We start from the raw sequence: 15828 nt of genomic DNA, 5'->3' as shown, positions 1-15828 counted from the left end.
GTCATCAACAATCAAGAGCCATAGGATGTCCGACGAACATTGCAGGAGACACATTCAAAAATGACGAATGTTTGCAGCCCGGGAAGGTGGCCGGGGTGATCCGCACGCTGGAGCGCTACCTGACGCTGCAGGCGGGGCTCGACCTGCTGGACCAGGGCCTGTCGATCTTCGACGCCGACCTGCGCCTGGTGGCCTGGAACCGCGCCTACGTCCGCCTGCTCGGCTTCCCCGACGAGATGGCCTACATGGGGGCGCCGTTCGAGAGCTTCATCGGCTTCAATGCCCGGCGCGGCGAGTACGGTCCGGGCGACCCGCAGCAGCTGGTGGCCGAACGCATCGCGGCGGCGCGCCACTTCGCACCGCACCAGATCGAGCGGGTGCGGCCCGACGGGCGGGTGCTGCTCATCCGCGGCGAGCCGGTGCCGGGCCACGGCTTCGTCACGCTCTATTCCGATGTCACCGAGCAGCGCCGCGCCGAGCAGATCATCCGCCGCCACAACGCCGAGCTCGAAGGCCGGGTGGCCGCGCGCACAGCCGAGCTGCAGCACAGCGAGGAGCGGGTGCGGCTGATCATGGATTCGATCCCCGCGCTGGTGGCCTACTTCGACCACCGGCGGGTCTACCGCTACCTCAACCGCGGCTACCACGACTGGTTCTGCGTCGACACCTCGCGCCCGGAGGCCGTCAGCGCCAAGGCCTTCCTGGGCGACGCGGTCTATGCGATGGTCAAGCCGCAGGTGCTGCGGGCCCTCGCCGGCGAGACGCAAAGCCTGGAATATGAACTTCAGACCTGCGACGCCCGCCGCCTCTGGGTGCGGACCTCGCTGGTGCCGCAGCGCAGCGCCGAGGGGCGGGTCGTCGGCTGCTTCGAACTGACCTTCGACATCACGCAGGAGCGGCGCTCGCAGGCGCTGCTGGCGCGGGCCCAGAAGCTCGACTCGCTGGGCCGCCTGACCGGGGGGCTGGCGCACGACTTCAACAACATCCTCACGGTCGTGATCGGCAACCTGGCGGCGCTGGCCGAAGCCCGGCCGGGCGATCCGGCGCTGGACGACTATGTGCATCCGGCGCTCGACGCCGCGCGCCGCGGGGCCGAGCTGGTGCGCGGCCTGCTGATGTTCGCCCGGCGCCAACCGCTGCAGGCGGCGGCGGTGCATGTGGGCGCGCTGGTCGACACCGTGGCCCGGCTGGTGCGGCGCTCGCTGCCCGAGACTCTGCGGCTCGACATCGACGTCGATGTCGGCGAACTGCCGCTGTGGACCTGGATCGATGCCACCCTGCTCGAGCAGGCGCTGGTGAACCTGGTGCTGAATGCGCGCGACGCGACCGGTCCCGACGGACGCATCGTGCTGCGGGCCCGGCGCGTTCGCATCGACGCCGCGGAGGCAGCACCGTTGCAGCTGTCCGCGGGCGACTGCGTGCGCATCGAAGTCGAAGACGACGGCAGCGGCATGGACGCCGACACCCTGGCCCATCTGTTCGACCCCTTCTTCACCACCAAGCAGCCGGGCAGCGGCACCGGACTCGGCATGGCCGTGGTCTACGGCTTCGTGAAGCAGTCGGGCGGCGCCATCGACGTGCGCAGCGCACCGGGGCGCGGCACCACGGTGTCGGTATGGCTGCCGGCGGCCGAGCCCGCACCGGCGGACGGCGCGGCCGACAGCACCCGCCCGACCGGCAGGCCGCCGGCCGCCTCGATGGGCCTGGCGCTGCTGGTGGACGACGACGCCCAGGTGCGGCGCGTGATCCGGCGCAGCCTGCTGGAGCTGGGCTATTCGGTGCTCGAAGCCGACGGCGGCGCCGACGCGCTGAGCCTGCTCGAACACACGCCGGACATCGTGCTGCTGCTGTCCGACGTCGTGATGGGAGGCGGTGTCGACGGCCTCGCCGTGGCACGGGCGGCGCGCGAGGGCGGCCGCGCCCGCGCCGTGGTGCTGATGAGCGGCTATGCGCCGGGCGACCTGTCGCGGCAGGTCGACTTTCCGATGCTCACCAAGCCTTTCAGCACCGCGCAGCTCGCGCAAGCGATCGAGGAGGGCCGATGACGAACGAACACCATGGCGCAGGACTGACCCACCGCGCCGGCGCCGACGAGGCGAACCCGCCGTCGCTGGTCTACGTGATCGAGGACGACCCGGCCGTGGCGCGGCTGGTGCTCGCCACGCTGGCCGAGTTCGGCTTCAATGGCGAAGGCTTCAGCACCGGCGCGAGCGTGCTGCGGCGGCTGCAGGTCGAGAAACCCGACCTCTGCATCGTCGACCTCGGCCTGCCCGACATGGACGGCATCGATCTCATGCGGCGCATCCAGGCGGCGTCGAACGCGGGCGTGCTGATCCTCACCGGCCGCGGCCATCCGGCCGACCGCGTGATGGGGCTCGAGCTCGGCGGCGACGACTACGTCACCAAGCCCTTCGAGGCCCGCGAGCTGGTGGCGCGGGTGCGCAGCATCCTGCGCCGGCGCAGCCTGGCGCCGGGCCAGGCCACGGGGCAGAGGCGCTATGCGTCGTTCCTGGGCTGGCGCATCGATTGCGCGGCCAACGTGCTGCGCGCGCCCGACGGCAGCGAGCATCTGCTGGGCACGGCCGAGACCCAGGTGCTGCGCTGCTTCGTGGAGCGCCCGCACCAGATCCTCACGCGCGAGCAGCTGATGGGCGCGCGCGACCTGCTGCCGACCGACCGCAGCATCGACGTGCGCATCTCGCGCCTGCGCAGGAAGATCGAACTGGATCCGCACGAGCCGGCCATCATCAAGACCGTGTACGGGGCCGGCTATCTGTTCGCCGCGAACGTGCTGTGGGAGTAGTCCCGCCGATCGGTCTCGATTCGGACTCGAAAGGTCCCCGCATTGCATCGCAATGTGACGAATGATTGCACCGCACCCCGCACGGGCCGGCCGCATCCCAGAATCCGCCGAACCGTAGTCCAGGAGACGAATCATGAGCGACCCCGTGGTGACGAAGATCCAGTCCAACCCCAAGTACCTCGAGCTTCGCCGAAAGCGCAACCGCTTCGGCTGGTGCCTCACGGCGCTGATGATGGTCGTGTACTACGGCTACATCGCGCTGATCGCGTTCAACAAGCCTTTCCTGGCGCAGCCGATCGGCGGCGGCGTGACCACCATCGGCATCCCGATCGGGCTCGGCGTGATCGTCTTCACGATCCTGATCACGGCCTTCTACATCCGCCGCGCGAATGGCGAGTTCGATCGGCTGACGGCCGAGATCATCCAGGAGGCCACGCGATGAAAGCGCGTCACGCCGCTCTTGCCGCGCTGCTGGCCAGCGCCTCCGGCTGGGCCGCTGCCGCCGGCGCCGACGTCGGGCAGGTCACCAAGCAGCCGACCAACTGGATCGCGATCGCGATGTTCTCGGGCTTCGTGCTGCTGACCTTGTGGATCACCAAGTGGGCCGCCTCCAGGACCAAGTCGGCGGCAGACTTCTACACCGCCGGCGGCGGCATCACCGGCTTCCAGAACGGGCTGGCGATCGCCGGCGACTACATGTCGGCGGCCTCGTTCCTCGGCATCTCGGCCGCGGTGATGGCCACCGGCTACGACGGCCTGATCTATTCGATCGGCTTCCTGGTCGGCTGGCCGGTGATCACCTTCCTGATGGCCGAGCGCCTGCGCAACCTCGGCAAGTTCACCTTCGCCGACGTCGCCGGCTACCGCTTCCAGCCCGGCCCGATCCGCGCCTTCGCGGCCTCGGGCACGCTGGTGGTGGTGGCCTTCTACCTGATCGCGCAGATGGTCGGCGCCGGTCAGCTGATCAAGCTGCTGTTCGGGCTCGACTACTGGGTCGCGGTGGTGATCGTCGGCGCGCTGATGATGGTCTACGTGCTGTTCGGCGGCATGACGGCCACCACCTGGGTGCAGATCATCAAGGCCGTGCTGCTGCTGGCCGGCGTGACCTTCATGGCGCTGATGGTGCTGGCGGCCTTCAGCTTCAGCCCCGAGGCGCTGTTCGCCAAGTCGGTCGAGGTGCGCACGCAGATCGCGGCCAATGGCGGCAAGAGCCCGCTCGAGGCCTCGGCCATCGGACGCAGCATCATGGGACCGGGCGGCTTCGTGAAGGACCCGGTCTCGGCGATCTCCTTCGGCATCGCGCTGATGTTCGGCACCGCCGGTCTGCCGCACATCCTGATGCGCTTCTTCACGGTGCCCGATGCCAAGCAGGCGCGCAAGTCGGTGTTCTGGGCCACCACCTGGATCGGCTATTTCTACCTGCTGATCTTCATCATCGGCTTCGGCGCCATCACGCTGGTGCTGACCAATCCCGAGTTCGCCGACGTCGCGACCGGCACCATCAAGGGCGGCGGCGGCGCGGCCAACATGGCGGCGGTGCTGGTGGCGAAGTCGGTCGGCGGCAATGTCTTCTACGGCTTCATCTCGGCGGTGGCCTTCGCGACCATCCTCGCGGTGGTGGCCGGGCTCACGCTGTCGGGCGCCTCGGCGGTGTCGCACGACCTCTACGCCACCCTGATCAAGAAGGGCAAGGCCGACAGCCGCGCCGAGCTCAGGGTGTCGCGCATCACCACGATCGCGCTCGGCGTGGTCGCGGTGCTGCTCGGCATCGCCTTCGAGAAGCAGAACATCGCCTTCATGGTGTCGCTGGCCTTCGCGGTGGCGGCCTCGGCCAATTTCCCGGTGCTGTTCATGTCGGTGCTCTGGAAGGATTGCACGACGCGCGGCGCGGTCGTCGGCGGCTCGCTCGGGCTGGTGTCGTCGGTGGCGCTGACCATCGTCTCGCCGTCGGTCTGGGAAGCCACGCTGGGCCACCCCGCGGGCTCGGCCTGGTTCCCCTATGCCTCGCCGGCGCTGTTCTCGATGACGCTGGCTTTCGTCGGCATCTGGCTGTTCTCGATCACCGACCGAAGCCGCCAGGCGCAGCAGGAGCGGGCGGCGTTCCCGGCGCAGCAGGTGCGCTCGGAGACGGGCCTCGGCGCCTCGGGCGCGTCGGGTCACTGAGGGCGTTCAGCTTGACGAAGGCCAGCGCCGCCATCACCGCATCGTCCAGCGCATCGTGCGCGGGGCGCTGCGGCAGGTCCAGCGCGGTCATGATGGCCGCGAAGCGCAGGTCGATGTCGCCATGGCGCAGGTGCGGCGAGCGGCGCCGGTTCACATGGTCGTAGTAGAGCGCCGAGACCTCGATCTTCGGTTGCGGCAGCCCCATGCCCAGCATCGGGAACAGCACGCGGTCGATCATCGCGACGTCGAACTCCAGGTAGTAGCCCACCAGCGGCCGGCTGCCGATGAAATGCAGCAGCGCCTGCACGGCGGCCTCGGCCGCCAGTCCCTGGGCCAGGTCGCGCTCGCGCAGCTGGTGCACGCGCGCGCTGCCGGTCGCTACGCTGCGGCGCTCGGGCCGCACCAGCAGCTCGAGCCGCTCGCTGCACATCACGCAGCTGCCACGGATGCGCACCGCGGCGATCGCCACGATCTCGTCGCGCCGCGTGTCGAGGCCGGTGGTCTCGCAGTCGATCGCCACCCACTCGTCGGCGGGCGGCGGGTCCCACATGAAACGAAAGCGCGGATCAGCCAGGTGCTGGAGCAGCCACCATCGCTTGAGGGCCGAGAACCAGCCGGTCATCACAGCGCGTCCAGCCGGAAGCTCAGGCGCAGCATGCGGCGAAAACGTTTCACCACCTCGAGCGTGTCCTTGAGCAGGTCCCGCTCGAGGCTGCTCATGCGGGCCGGATCGACCTGCCCCGACACTTCGTGCCCGGCCGCCTGCTCCGCCAGGCCGGCCTTGAGCCGCAGGCCCATGAAGAAATAGAGGCTCTCGAGCAGGTCGGCGGCGAACTCGCGCTCGATCCGGCCGGCAGCGACCAGGGCCTCGAGGCGTTCCGCGGTGGAGGTCGCGTCCAGGCCGGCGCGCAGCGCCAGGCTGCGCACGCCGTGCACGATCGGGAACAGGCCCTGCTTCTTGACGTCGAAGTGCGGCGCCGTGGGCTCGCCGAAGGCCAGCAGGCGCTGCCACCAATGCGAATCCTCGGCGAAGGCGTCGATGGCCGCGGCGAAGCGCGCCAGCATCGCGTCGTTGTCGGTGGCCAGCGAGAACAGCCGGGCCCGCACGCCCGCCAGCAGCGTCGTGTCGCCGGCCACCGCGTGGGCATCGAGGAAGATCGCCAGCGCCATCAGCCGCTCGCCGTCGGGCTGCAGCAGCCACTGGCAGGCGCGCTCGGCGAGTTCGGCCTGGCCGGCGCGCCACTGGGGGTTCGAGACCATGACGCCGCCTGGGCATTCGGGCCAGCCGAATTCGATCAGCGCGCGGGTGAGGCGCTGGCAGATCGCGTCCAGGTCGGCCGGCGGCGCGTAGCCGTCGCGCAGCAGCAGGCCGTTGTCCTGGTCGGTCTTCTGCAGCTGCTCGCCGCGGCCCTCGCTGCCCATCACGAACAGGCAGCTGTTGGCGACCAGCTCGGGCGGCGCGATCAGTTCCCAGGCCCGCTGGAACAGCTGGCCGTTGAGCGCCTGCACCAGCGTGGCGATCTGCCCGACCCGGGTGCCGCCGCCGTGCAGCAGGCCGACCAGCTGCGTGACGTGGGCGCTCGCGCGGGCCAGTGCCTGCAGGTCCTGCGCTTCGGCGATCTCGCGGTTGATCAGGTAGGAGTGATTGGACAGGAAGCTGAACAGGTCGAGCGCCTCCAGCACGCCCACCACCCGGCCGCCGTCGCCGCCGCCGTCGTCGGCCATCACCACCACGCGGTGCACCCGGTGCCGCACCATCACGATCAGTGCGTCGCCGACCGGGGCCGCCGCGTCGACCGTGATCAGGCCGAAGCTGCTGACCTCGCGCACCGGCAGCCGGTCCAGCGGCGTGCCGTGCAGCACCGCGCGCTGCAGCGCCGTCACGGTGAAGATGCCCAGCCGCGGAGCTGGCCCGGACAGGTCCCGCACCAGCACGTTGGTGCTGCGCTCGGCCTGCAGCAGCCGCACCACCGACAGCACGTCGCAGTCGGCATCGACGAAGTGCGGCGCCCGCACCGGGATCGTGTCGACCCGCGCCAGCGCCAGCGACTGCAGCTCGTGCTGGCCGACGCGGCCGGCGATGGCGGCCAGCTTGTTCGACAGATCGGAGAACAGCAGGGCGCCGAAGGTCGCGTTGCGCGCGATCAGTTCGGTGACGACTTGCCGCGCGAGCTGGTAGGCCAGCACTTCCTCGGCGGCCACGAAGCGTCCGCCGACCTGGCCCGACAGCAGGCTGCGGCCGTCGAAGGTGTCGTGCGGGCCGAAGCTCGCCACCGCTTCGCTGCCGCCGTGTTCGAACTGCTGCACGAAGCCCTTGATGACGACGAACAGGTGGGTCGGCGCCATGCCGGCCTCGAGGATCGCCTCGCCTTCGCGAAAGTAGGCGATGTCGACCTGGGCGCGCACCCGCTCGCGCTCCTCGGCCGTGAGGCAGTCAAAGGGCGAATGCTCGAAATCGAAGGCGCTCGGCATGGCCGATGATCGAACAAAGCCTGCCGCGGCACCACCCTGTGGCGTCAAGCTTTCGCAAGGTCTCGAAGCGCAGCGCGCCAGTCGGCCCTTTCGTTGAATTTTGCACACTTGGGTCGGTCGAAGCGCGGCGCTGCCCGGCAGGCGTTTGTATACTTCAGGGCCCGCCTGCGGGCGGAATCCCGAATCGCGCCGCGCGACGCGCGCGGCGCCAATCTCCCGGCTCGGCCGCCCTGCTGCCGATCCTTCGCGGCAGCCTCCGGCCCGCCCATAACCCTTGCGATGGCGCGAAGCGCATGCCTTGCGTGTGCACGTCCGTCGTCTGCGTCTGTCCGATGCGGCCGGCGCTGCCGGATCGTCCGCGCGCCGCGCGGCTTTCGCATTTTCCTGATCTGCGTATGTTCCCGATTGAACTCAAGACCTTTGGTACTTCCCTTGCCCAGGCGCTCGACGGCATCACCCCCGCGTCGCTGGCGCTCTTTCTGAGCTGTTTCGGCCTGTTGTGGCTGTCGGCCCAGTTCGGGGCGCGGATTCTGGGCAGAAGGACGCCGGCCGGCGCGGAAGGCGGAGAGGATTTCCGGATGATCCTCGGGGCCACGCTGTCGCTGCTCGGCCTCATCATCGGCTTCACGCTGTCCATGGCCATCAGCGGTTTCAACAGCCGCCAGGCCGGCGAGGAAGCCGAGGCCGGGGCCATCCGCACCGCTTACCTGCGCGCCGACCTGCTGCCCCAGGCCGAGGGAGAACGTCTGCGCAGCACGCTGTCGGCCTACCTGGGCGAGCGCCTCCGCTTCTACGAGAGCGCCGACCCGCGCACCTACGCCGAAAGCCGCCGCGCAGCGCAGGAACTGCAGGACGATCTGTGGACGGCGACCAGCGCGGCGGCCGTCGCGCAGAAGAATCCGATCACGTCGCTGGTGGTCGCCGGCGTGAACGAGGTACTGAGCGCGCAGCAGAAGACATACGCCGGCTGGCGCGCCCAGATTCCGCTGGCCGCCTGGCTGCTGCTGGCCACGATCGCGGTGTTCTGCAACGCCCTCGTGGGCTACAACGCCCGTCACCTGCGGCGCAAGGCCGGGCTGTTTCTCGTGCTGCCGATGACGATCTCGCTGTCGTTCCTGGTGATCTCCGAAATCGACGTGCCCGGGCGCGGCATCATCCGCGTCAAGCCGGTCAACCTCCACTATGTGTCCGAGGTCACGTCAGGACACACTGCGCCGCCCTGTCCTGCGCCCTCGTGTGCCGCGGATGCGGCGAAAAGCGCAGGCGACTGAGCGGCGCAGCGCCGCCGTCCGCGCTGCTACCGGACCCCGGCGCCCTTCAGCAGGAATTCGGTCACCTGCTCGATCAGGTAGCGGCGGTCTTTGTCGTCGCTCTCGGCGACCTTCCTGAACAGCGCCACCTGCGTCGCGTGGTCGGCGTAGAACTGGGTCACGGCCCAGAGATGGAACAGGAACAGGATCGGGTCCACCGGGTCCATCAGGCCCTGGTCGATCCAGTTCTGGATCACGGCCGCCGCCTGGTCGGTGCGCTGCTGGCTGTGGTCCATCATCGGCCGCAGCACCGGTGCGCCGCGCATCATCTCGGCCGTGAAGATCCGCGAGCGCAGCGGATGCTCGAACGAGAACACCATCTTGCGGTGGATCAGGTCGCTGAGCACCTTGCGCGGGCCGAAGGCCTCGTCGCTGAAGCCGAAGACGCCGATCCAGTCGTCGATGATGCCCTGCAGCACCTGGCGGTACAGCGCTTCCTTGCTCTCGATGTAGTAGTGCAGCTGCGCCTTCGACAGGCCGGCCTTGTCGGCGATGGCCTGGGTCGACGCGCCGGCCAGCCCGTCGCTCGCGAACACCTCGACCGCGGCCCGGTGGATCACGGCCAGCAGCTGCGTGTACTTGCGCGCACGGCCGCGTGTGGCGGGCGCGTCGAGCGGCTCGTCCAGGGCGTCGCCGTGGGGTGCGGTGGTCATTGGGTGCGGATGGTGCCAGAGTGGCGGCGCAAACAGGTTCTCACAGGTCGACCACCAGAGCTTCGCCCTTGGCCCGCGAGCAGCACAGTGCCACCTTGTGCGCCCGCTCGCCGCGCGTGAGGCAGAAATCGCGGTGCTCCGCGCCCTCGCCTTCGCCGCCGACCACACAGGTGCCGCACAGGCCCTGCTCGCAGGACACCGGGATGTCGATGCCGACAGCGTGCAGCGCATCAACCGCGCTCTGGTCGCCGGCCACCGGCACGCGGATGCCGCGCTGGGCCAGGTGCAGCACGAAGGGCTTGCCGGTGGCGCAGGCGGCATCGGTCGGCGCCGCGAAATATTCGGTGTGGATCGCATCCTCGGGCCAGTGCGCGGCGGCGCTGCGCACCGCCTGCATGAAGCCGCCGGGGCCGCACACATAGAGCTGGGTGCCGGCCTCGCGCACTGCGAGCAGATCGCGCAGATCGATCTTCTGCGCGGCGGTGCCGGCATCGAAGTGCAGCCGCACATGGGGCGCCAGCAGCGGCTCGCGCAGCGCTTCGGCGAAGGCCAGGTGCTCGGCGCTGCGCACGAACAGGCAGAGCGTGAAGTCGGCGCCGGCGCGTGCCAGCGACTCGGCCATGGCGAGCAGCGGCGTCATCCCGATGCCGCCGGCCAGCAGCAGGTGGCGGCGCGCCTCGGCGCGGACCGGGAAGCTGTTGCGCGGCGCGCTGATCGGCAGCAGGTCACCTTCGCGGACGCGACCGTGCATCGAGGCCGAGCCGCCGCGGCCGGCGGCCTCGCGCTTGACGCCGATCAGGTAGCGCGAAGCGGCGCGGCCGTCCCCGCCGGCGTCGCAGGCGAGCGAATACTGGCGCGAGAAGCCGCCCGGCATGTGGACGTCGATGTGCGCGCCCGCCTGGTAGCCCGGCAGCGCCCGGCCGGCCGGATGCACCAGCTCGAAGGAGAGGATCTCCGGCGTCTGGCGCGCGATGCGCGCCACCCGCACGGTGAGATTGCGCTCGGTCATCGCCGGACCGTCACTTCGCGGCCGCCTTGCGGATGTCGACGCCGGCGCCCTTGTTGACGAACTGCGTGGTGTAGGCGTCGCGATAGTCGAAGTCGGTGGGCTTGTAGAGGCCGGCCGCGACCGTCTTGTCGTAGAAGTCCTTCATGCGCTCGTCGCTCATCGCGCCGATGCCCTTGGTGGCCGCATCGCCGACGTCGATGTGGGCCCGCAGGATCGGGATCGACTTCTCGATGTAGTCGTCGCTGATGTCCGGGTTGATCTTCTTGATCAGCTCGTCGGCCGCCTTGCGGTCGCCGTAGAGGTAGTTCGCGTAGCCGATGTTGGTGGCCTCGACGAAGCGGCGCACCACGTCCGGCTTGGTCTTGACCAGGTCCTGGCGCGTCTCGATGACCATGCCGTAGGTCGACCATCCGGCGTCGGCCAGCGACAGCACCACCGGCTTGAAGCCGGCCTGCTTCTCGACCGCCAGCGGCTCCGAGGTCGCGTAGGCCTGCTGCACCGCCTGCTTGTCGGCCAGGAACTGCGACAGGCTGTAGTTGTAGGGGCGCACCTGTTCGTCGCGCATGCCGTAGGCCTTCTTCATCCATTGCCAGTAGCTGATCTGGCCGTCCTTGGCGAGCAGCACGGTCTTGGCCTTGGCGAGGTCGGCGAACTTGTCGAAGCCCTGGCCCGGGTGGGCGATGATGGCCTGCGGGTCTTTCTGGAAGTAGGCCGCAACGACCACGGTCGGCACCTTCTGCTTGATGTTGTCGAAGGCCATCAGCATGTTGCCGGTCATCAGGAAGTCGATCTTGCCGGCCGGCAGCATCGGCCGGTTGTTGACCTGCGGGCCGCCCTGCTGGATGTCGACGTCGAGCCCGTACTTCTTGTAGGTGCCGTCGGCCAGCGCCTGGTAGAAGCCGCCGTGGCCGGGCTGGGCGCGCCAGTTGGTGGCGATGGTCACCTTGTCTTGCGCGATGGCCGCCAGGGCGGTGCAGGCGAGCAGGCTGGCCAGCAGGGTGCGGGCAATGAAGCGGGATTCGAGTCGCATCGTGGTTCCTTCGGTTGTGTCTCTGTGGAGGGGGTTCAGGCGTCCAGCGCCATGTCGGGGTGCCAGCCGCGCGTTTTTCCGGGGTTCATGAGGCCCATCGGGTCGCTGCGCTTCTTGAAGTCGATCTGCTGCGTGTCGATGGTCTTCATGCCGCCGTCCTCGATGGTCACGACATGCGGGTTGAAGACCTGGCAGCCGCCCTGCGACTCGAGCTCGCGAATCACCTCGTACTGGTGGGCCTCGCCCTTCCAGCGCACGAGCAGGATCGAGAAGGTGCCGTACTCGCCGCCGGCGCGCGCGAACTCGTGGTGCTGCAGAACGTCGTCACCGAAGACCGCGATGTGGCGGTCGACCACCGCGGGGTCGAAGGGCTGCGCGTAGGCCACCTGCAGGTAGGTCCAGCTGCGGTCGACCTTGAGCGCCTGAAGGGTGGTGTGGTTGTAGGCGCATTCGTAGGCCGGCGGCAGGCCGGCGGCCTGCAGTTCGGCCTCGGTGCCGGCGAGCGAGACCGTGCCGCCGTGCGCCGCCACCAGTGCGCGGAAGGCCGGCATCGAGTCCGGCGCGACCATCGCGAACATCGCATGGCGATCGGCCGGGAAGTGGTCGCCGAGGTTCGCGTAGTAGGGCGAGAAGCGGGCATCGACCGCCGACAGCAGGAACAGTTCGAGCGCGGGCGTGCTGGCCGCCACGCCGAAATCCAGCACCCGCCGGTAGCTGTCGAACAGCGCGATGCAGTGCACCCACTCGACCGCCGGGCTCAGCGCCACCTCGACCTCGGTCAGGATGCCGTTGGTGCCGTAGGCGTGGTGCACCTGCTGGATCTCGTCGCCGCGCAGCTCGATGATTCGCGGCTCGCGCTCGACCGTCATGATGCGCGCCCCCAGCAGGTTGCCCGGGTCGCGCAGGATGCCGTGGCGGATCGAGCCGATGCCGCCGAAGCCGCCGGCGATGAAGCCGCCGATCGAGGCCACGTGCCAGGTCGAGGGCCACATGCGCAGCGCCTGGCCGGTCTCGGCCACCGCGAGCTCGATGTCGTGCATGCGCGCGCCGGCCTGTACCCGCACGCGGCCGTCGCCGATCTCCAGCACCCGGCTCATCGGCGTGACGTCGAGCACCAGCCCGCCTTCGAGCGGCACGCACTGGCCGTAGTTGCCGGTGCCGCCGGCGCGCACCGTGAGCGGCAGCTTCCACTTGGCGGCCACGGCGGCGGCCTGGCGGACGTCGTCCTCGGTCGAGACCTTGACCACCAGGTCGGCCACGCAGCCGGCGAGTTGCTCGGTGAGGATCGGGCTGTACCAGTAGAAGTCCTTCGACAGTTGCTTGCGCTGGTTCGGCGACTCGATCACGTTCAAGCCGTGCAGGTCGCGTTTCACAGCCTCCCAGTCGATGGCAGCCGGCCGCTCTGGTGCTTTCAGCACGGCGCTCATCTCTCCCTCCTCATCTCGCTCTCGTGCCAGTGGCCGAGCACCGCCCTCGACAGCGCGGCGAAGACGATGAAGATCACGATGCCCAGCAGGGACACCAGCAGCAGTGCCGCGAACATCATCGGGATCTCGGTGCGGAAGCTCGATTCGAGGATGCGCGAGGCCAGCCCGGTCTCGCGGCCCGCGGTGCCGGCCGTGAATTCGGCCACCACCGCACCGACCAGGCTCAGGCCGCCGGCGATCTTCAGGCCGGCCATGAAGTAGGGCAGCGCGCTCGGCGCCAGCAGGTAGCGGAAGGTCTGCCAGGGCGAGGCCTTGTAGAGCTGGAACAGGTCGCGCAGGTTGCTGTCGGCGCTCTTCAGGCCGATCACGGTGTTCGACAGGATCGGGAAGAAGGCCACGATCCAGGCGCACAGCAGCAGCGCCGCGGTGGTGCTCGACACGTAGATCAGGATCAGCGGCGCGATCGCGATGATCGGCGTCACCTGCAGGATCACGGCGATCGGGAAGAGGCCGATCTCGACCCACTTGAAGAGCGCGAAGGCGATCGCCAGCAGGACGCCGCCGACGATCGCCGCGGCCAGCGAGAGCAGCGTGAGCTTGACCGTGAACCACAGGGCGCTCGAGAGCGTGTCCCAGTTGTCGACCAGCGTCGTGAGGATCAGCGAGGGCGCCGGGATGATGTAGTGCGGCACGTTGTTGATGCGCACCAGAACCTCCCACAGCAGCAGCAGTCCGACCACCACCGCGATCGGCACCGCGGTGCGCAGCAGCGATTCGCGCCGCCGCAGCCGCTCGTCGCGCCGCTGCAGGTCGGCCGCCGAGGGCGCATCGCCGAGTGCGGCCAGCGCCGGATTGTCAGTGATCGATGTCGACGCCATGGAGGGCTCCGTGCAGGGATTGCGACACTGCGGTGCAGTGCGCGTTGTAGCGGGTGGAGGTGCGGAAGGCTTCGCCGCGCGGGTAGGGCTCGTCGATGCGGATCTCGTCGACCACGCGGCCCGGCCGCGGCGCCATCACGACGATGCGGTTCGACAGGTAGACCGACTCGTAGACGCTGTGGGTGACGAAGATCACCGAGAAGCGGTGTTCGCGCCAGATCGCCAGCAGGTCGTTGTTGAGCTTGATGCGGGTCATCTCGTCGAGCGCCGCGAAGGGCTCGTCCATCAGCAGCAGCCGCGGCCGCGTGACCAGCGCGCGGGCGATCGACACCCGCATCTTCATGCCGCCCGAGAGCTCGCGCGGATAGACGTCGGCGAAGCGCGAGAGGCCGACCATCTCGAGCACCTGGGCGACCACCGGCGCGGCGGCGTCGCGCGACATGCCGGCCAGCTTGAGCGGCAGCCAGACGTTGTCGAAGACCTTGGCCCAGGGCATCAGGGTCGGCTCCTGGAACACGAAGCCGAGCTCGCGGTCGCTGGTCGACGCGCCGCTGTTGGTGCGCGACCATGCGAGTTCGCCCGAGCTGCTGCGCGTCAGGCCGGCGATCAGCCGAAGCGCCGTGCTCTTGCCGCAGCCCGAGGGGCCGAGGAAGCTGATGAAGTCGTGCTCGCCGCAGTCGAGCGACATGCCCTGCAGCGCCAGGGTGCCGTTGGCGAAGCGCTTGCTGACCTGGCGCAGGCTGACCAGCGGCGGCGTGGAAGCTGCGGCCATGTTCAGCTCCAGGCCGGTTCGTTGGCCAGCCGCTCGATCGGGAAGCGATGGACTTCCTGCAGCAGCTGCACGAAGTTGCGCCCGACGTGGTCGAGCACCGCCTCGCCCTTGGCCGCGGTCGCCCGCGTGGCGTCGCCGGCCGCACCGACCGGGTTGATGTCGTGCATCTGCCAGCCCAGCTTGCCGGTCGGCGTGATCGAGAGAAAGCGGTTCTCCTGCGCCAGGTCCTCGGTCAGCGAGCGGAAGTTGCGGAAGTTCTCGGGCCGCACGTGGTCGGGCGTGAGGTGCAGCATCACCGAGCTCTCGAGGTCGCCGGCATGCACGCCGTGCTTGCCTTCGTGCGCCGTGAAGAGCCCTTCCGGCAGCCCCAGCGTGTACCAGTTGGCGGCCACCACCATCATGTCGTGCGACTCGCGCAGGTCCCGCGCGACGATGTCCATGATCGACATCTGGCCGCCATGGCTGTTGTAGAGCACCAGCTTGCGCACGCCCGCGCGGGCCACGCAGGCGCCGATGTCCTTCCACTGCGCGATCAGCGTCGAGGCCGACACGGTGAGCGTGCCGGGGTAGCGCGAATGCTCGTTGCTCTTGCCGTAGGCCACCGTGGGCAGGAACAGCACCGGCAGGTCGTCGGGCAGGTGCGGCAGGGTCGCGCGCACCATGCCGTCGATGGTCGCGGTGTCGGTCGACATCGGCAGGTGCGGGCCGTGCTGCTCGGTGGCGCCGACCGGCAGCACCGCGATCAGGTTGGCCCGGTCCAGGCGGGAGAACTCTTCGCTGGTCAGGTCGGACCAGTAGCGGCTGCGCGGGCGGAGGGATGGCATGGGTGCTTCCTGCATCGTGGAGTAGGCTAAATTATCCATTCGGTAAAAAAAGATGGCCTATCGTTTACCCGAAAGAGGCATCGGGACATTGCAACAGGCTGCAATCCGGGGCCTGGATTCGACCGATCGGTCAAATGAAAACACCACGCAGGCGTCGATTTAACATCGGTGCTCCCCAGGAGTGCCCGTGACCCTCTCGGCTGCCTCGAACACATGCGAAGTGCTGGTGATCGGCGCCGGCCCCGCCGGCAGCGCCTGCGCCCAGGCGCTCGCGGGGGCCGGCCTCGACGTGGTGCTGGTCGACCAGCACGCCTTTCCGCGCGACAAGACCTGCGGCGACGGCCTGATACCGGATGCGCAGCGGGCGCTCTCGCGGCTCGGCCTGCTCGACGAGGTGCTTGCGCGCGCCCGCGTCGCGACGCACGTGGGCTGCGTCGGCCCGAGCGGCGGCCGGGTCGAGCTCGCGGCGCGGCTGGCAGTGCTGCCG

Annotated in this window: 15 protein-coding genes; 6 read left to right on the top strand and 9 right to left on the bottom strand. The window is 69.3% G+C overall.

Annotation, left to right across the window (positions count from 1 at the left end):
• Positions 1-71: 71 nt before the first annotated feature.
• From AC1DF3_RS26710 to AC1DF3_RS26695, 4 genes are all read left to right on the top strand, one after another.
• Positions 72-2045 (top strand): hybrid sensor histidine kinase/response regulator, encoded by a 1974-nt coding sequence (locus AC1DF3_RS26710; protein ID WP_478141424.1) that lies wholly within the window; start codon positions 72-74, stop codon positions 2043-2045.
• Positions 2042-2803 carry a response regulator transcription factor gene (locus tag AC1DF3_RS26705; protein ID WP_478141423.1) on the top strand — a complete coding sequence of 254 codons (762 nt, stop codon included), beginning with the start codon at positions 2042-2044 and terminating at the stop codon, positions 2801-2803. The genes AC1DF3_RS26710 and AC1DF3_RS26705 overlap by 4 nt, the downstream gene beginning before the upstream one ends.
• Before the next feature lie 133 nt (positions 2804-2936).
• Positions 2937-3245, top strand: coding sequence for a DUF485 domain-containing protein (locus AC1DF3_RS26700; RefSeq protein WP_286533424.1), 309 nt, complete (start codon positions 2937-2939; stop codon positions 3243-3245).
• On the top strand, positions 3242-4966 hold the full coding sequence (locus tag AC1DF3_RS26695) for a cation acetate symporter (protein WP_478141422.1): 1725 nt from the start codon (positions 3242-3244) through the stop codon (positions 4964-4966). Before AC1DF3_RS26700 ends, AC1DF3_RS26695 begins: the two co-directional genes overlap by 4 nt.
• On the opposite strand, the gene AC1DF3_RS26690 is transcribed toward AC1DF3_RS26695, so the two are convergent.
• Together AC1DF3_RS26690 and AC1DF3_RS26685 are read right to left on the bottom strand one after the other, a co-directional pair.
• On the bottom strand, positions 4863-5588 hold the full coding sequence (locus tag AC1DF3_RS26690; protein ID WP_286533426.1) for a 3'-5' exonuclease: 726 nt from the start codon (positions 5586-5588) through the stop codon (positions 4863-4865). The two genes, AC1DF3_RS26695 and AC1DF3_RS26690, sit on opposite strands and share 104 nt — an antisense overlap.
• Complete coding sequence (locus tag AC1DF3_RS26685; protein WP_478141421.1) at positions 5588-7438, bottom strand: putative nucleotidyltransferase substrate binding domain-containing protein; 1851 nt, start codon at positions 7436-7438, stop codon at positions 5588-5590. Before AC1DF3_RS26685 ends, AC1DF3_RS26690 begins: the two co-directional genes overlap by 1 nt.
• A gap of 332 nt (positions 7439-7770) precedes the next feature.
• Here AC1DF3_RS26685 and AC1DF3_RS26680 point away from each other — a divergent pair, with 332 nt between their 5' ends.
• Positions 7771-8709, top strand: coding sequence for a bestrophin-like domain (locus AC1DF3_RS26680; RefSeq protein WP_478141420.1), 939 nt, complete (start codon positions 7771-7773; stop codon positions 8707-8709).
• Positions 8710-8735: 26 nt separating this feature from the next.
• On the opposite strand, the gene AC1DF3_RS26675 is transcribed toward AC1DF3_RS26680, so the two are convergent.
• The 7 genes from AC1DF3_RS26675 to AC1DF3_RS26645 are packed head-to-tail and all read right to left on the bottom strand — an operon-like array spanning position 8736 to position 15341.
• Complete coding sequence (locus AC1DF3_RS26675; protein ID WP_286533432.1) at positions 8736-9401, bottom strand: TetR family transcriptional regulator C-terminal domain-containing protein; 666 nt, start codon at positions 9399-9401, stop codon at positions 8736-8738.
• A gap of 40 nt (positions 9402-9441) precedes the next feature.
• Entirely contained in the window at positions 9442-10410 is a 969-nt protein-coding gene (locus tag AC1DF3_RS26670; RefSeq protein ID WP_478141419.1) for a PDR/VanB family oxidoreductase, read from the bottom strand.
• A 10-nt stretch (positions 10411-10420) separates the two neighbouring features.
• Entirely contained in the window at positions 10421-11440 is a 1020-nt protein-coding gene (locus tag AC1DF3_RS26665; RefSeq protein ID WP_478141418.1) for an ABC transporter substrate-binding protein, read from the bottom strand.
• A gap of 35 nt (positions 11441-11475) precedes the next feature.
• Positions 11476-12867 (bottom strand): FAD-binding oxidoreductase, encoded by a 1392-nt coding sequence (locus AC1DF3_RS26660; protein WP_478141417.1) that lies wholly within the window; start codon positions 12865-12867, stop codon positions 11476-11478.
• Positions 12864-13745, bottom strand: coding sequence for an ABC transporter permease (locus AC1DF3_RS26655; protein ID WP_286533440.1), 882 nt, complete (start codon positions 13743-13745; stop codon positions 12864-12866). The genes AC1DF3_RS26660 and AC1DF3_RS26655 overlap by 4 nt, the downstream gene beginning before the upstream one ends.
• Positions 13723-14517, bottom strand: a complete 795-nt coding sequence (locus AC1DF3_RS26650; RefSeq protein ID WP_478141416.1) for an ABC transporter ATP-binding protein — start codon at positions 14515-14517, stop codon at positions 13723-13725. Before AC1DF3_RS26650 ends, AC1DF3_RS26655 begins: the two co-directional genes overlap by 23 nt.
• A gap of 2 nt (positions 14518-14519) precedes the next feature.
• Positions 14520-15341, bottom strand: a complete 822-nt coding sequence (locus AC1DF3_RS26645) for a creatininase family protein (RefSeq protein ID WP_478141415.1) — start codon at positions 15339-15341, stop codon at positions 14520-14522.
• Between the two features lie 187 nt (positions 15342-15528).
• Here AC1DF3_RS26645 and AC1DF3_RS26640 point away from each other — a divergent pair.
• Positions 15529-15828: NAD(P)/FAD-dependent oxidoreductase (locus AC1DF3_RS26640; protein WP_478141414.1), on the top strand; the 300-nt coding region annotated here is incomplete at its 3' end.

The sequence above is a fragment of the Variovorax sp. 10N432 genome, from assembly GCF_056394465.1.
This window is presented reverse-complemented; position numbering and strand designations above follow the sequence as displayed.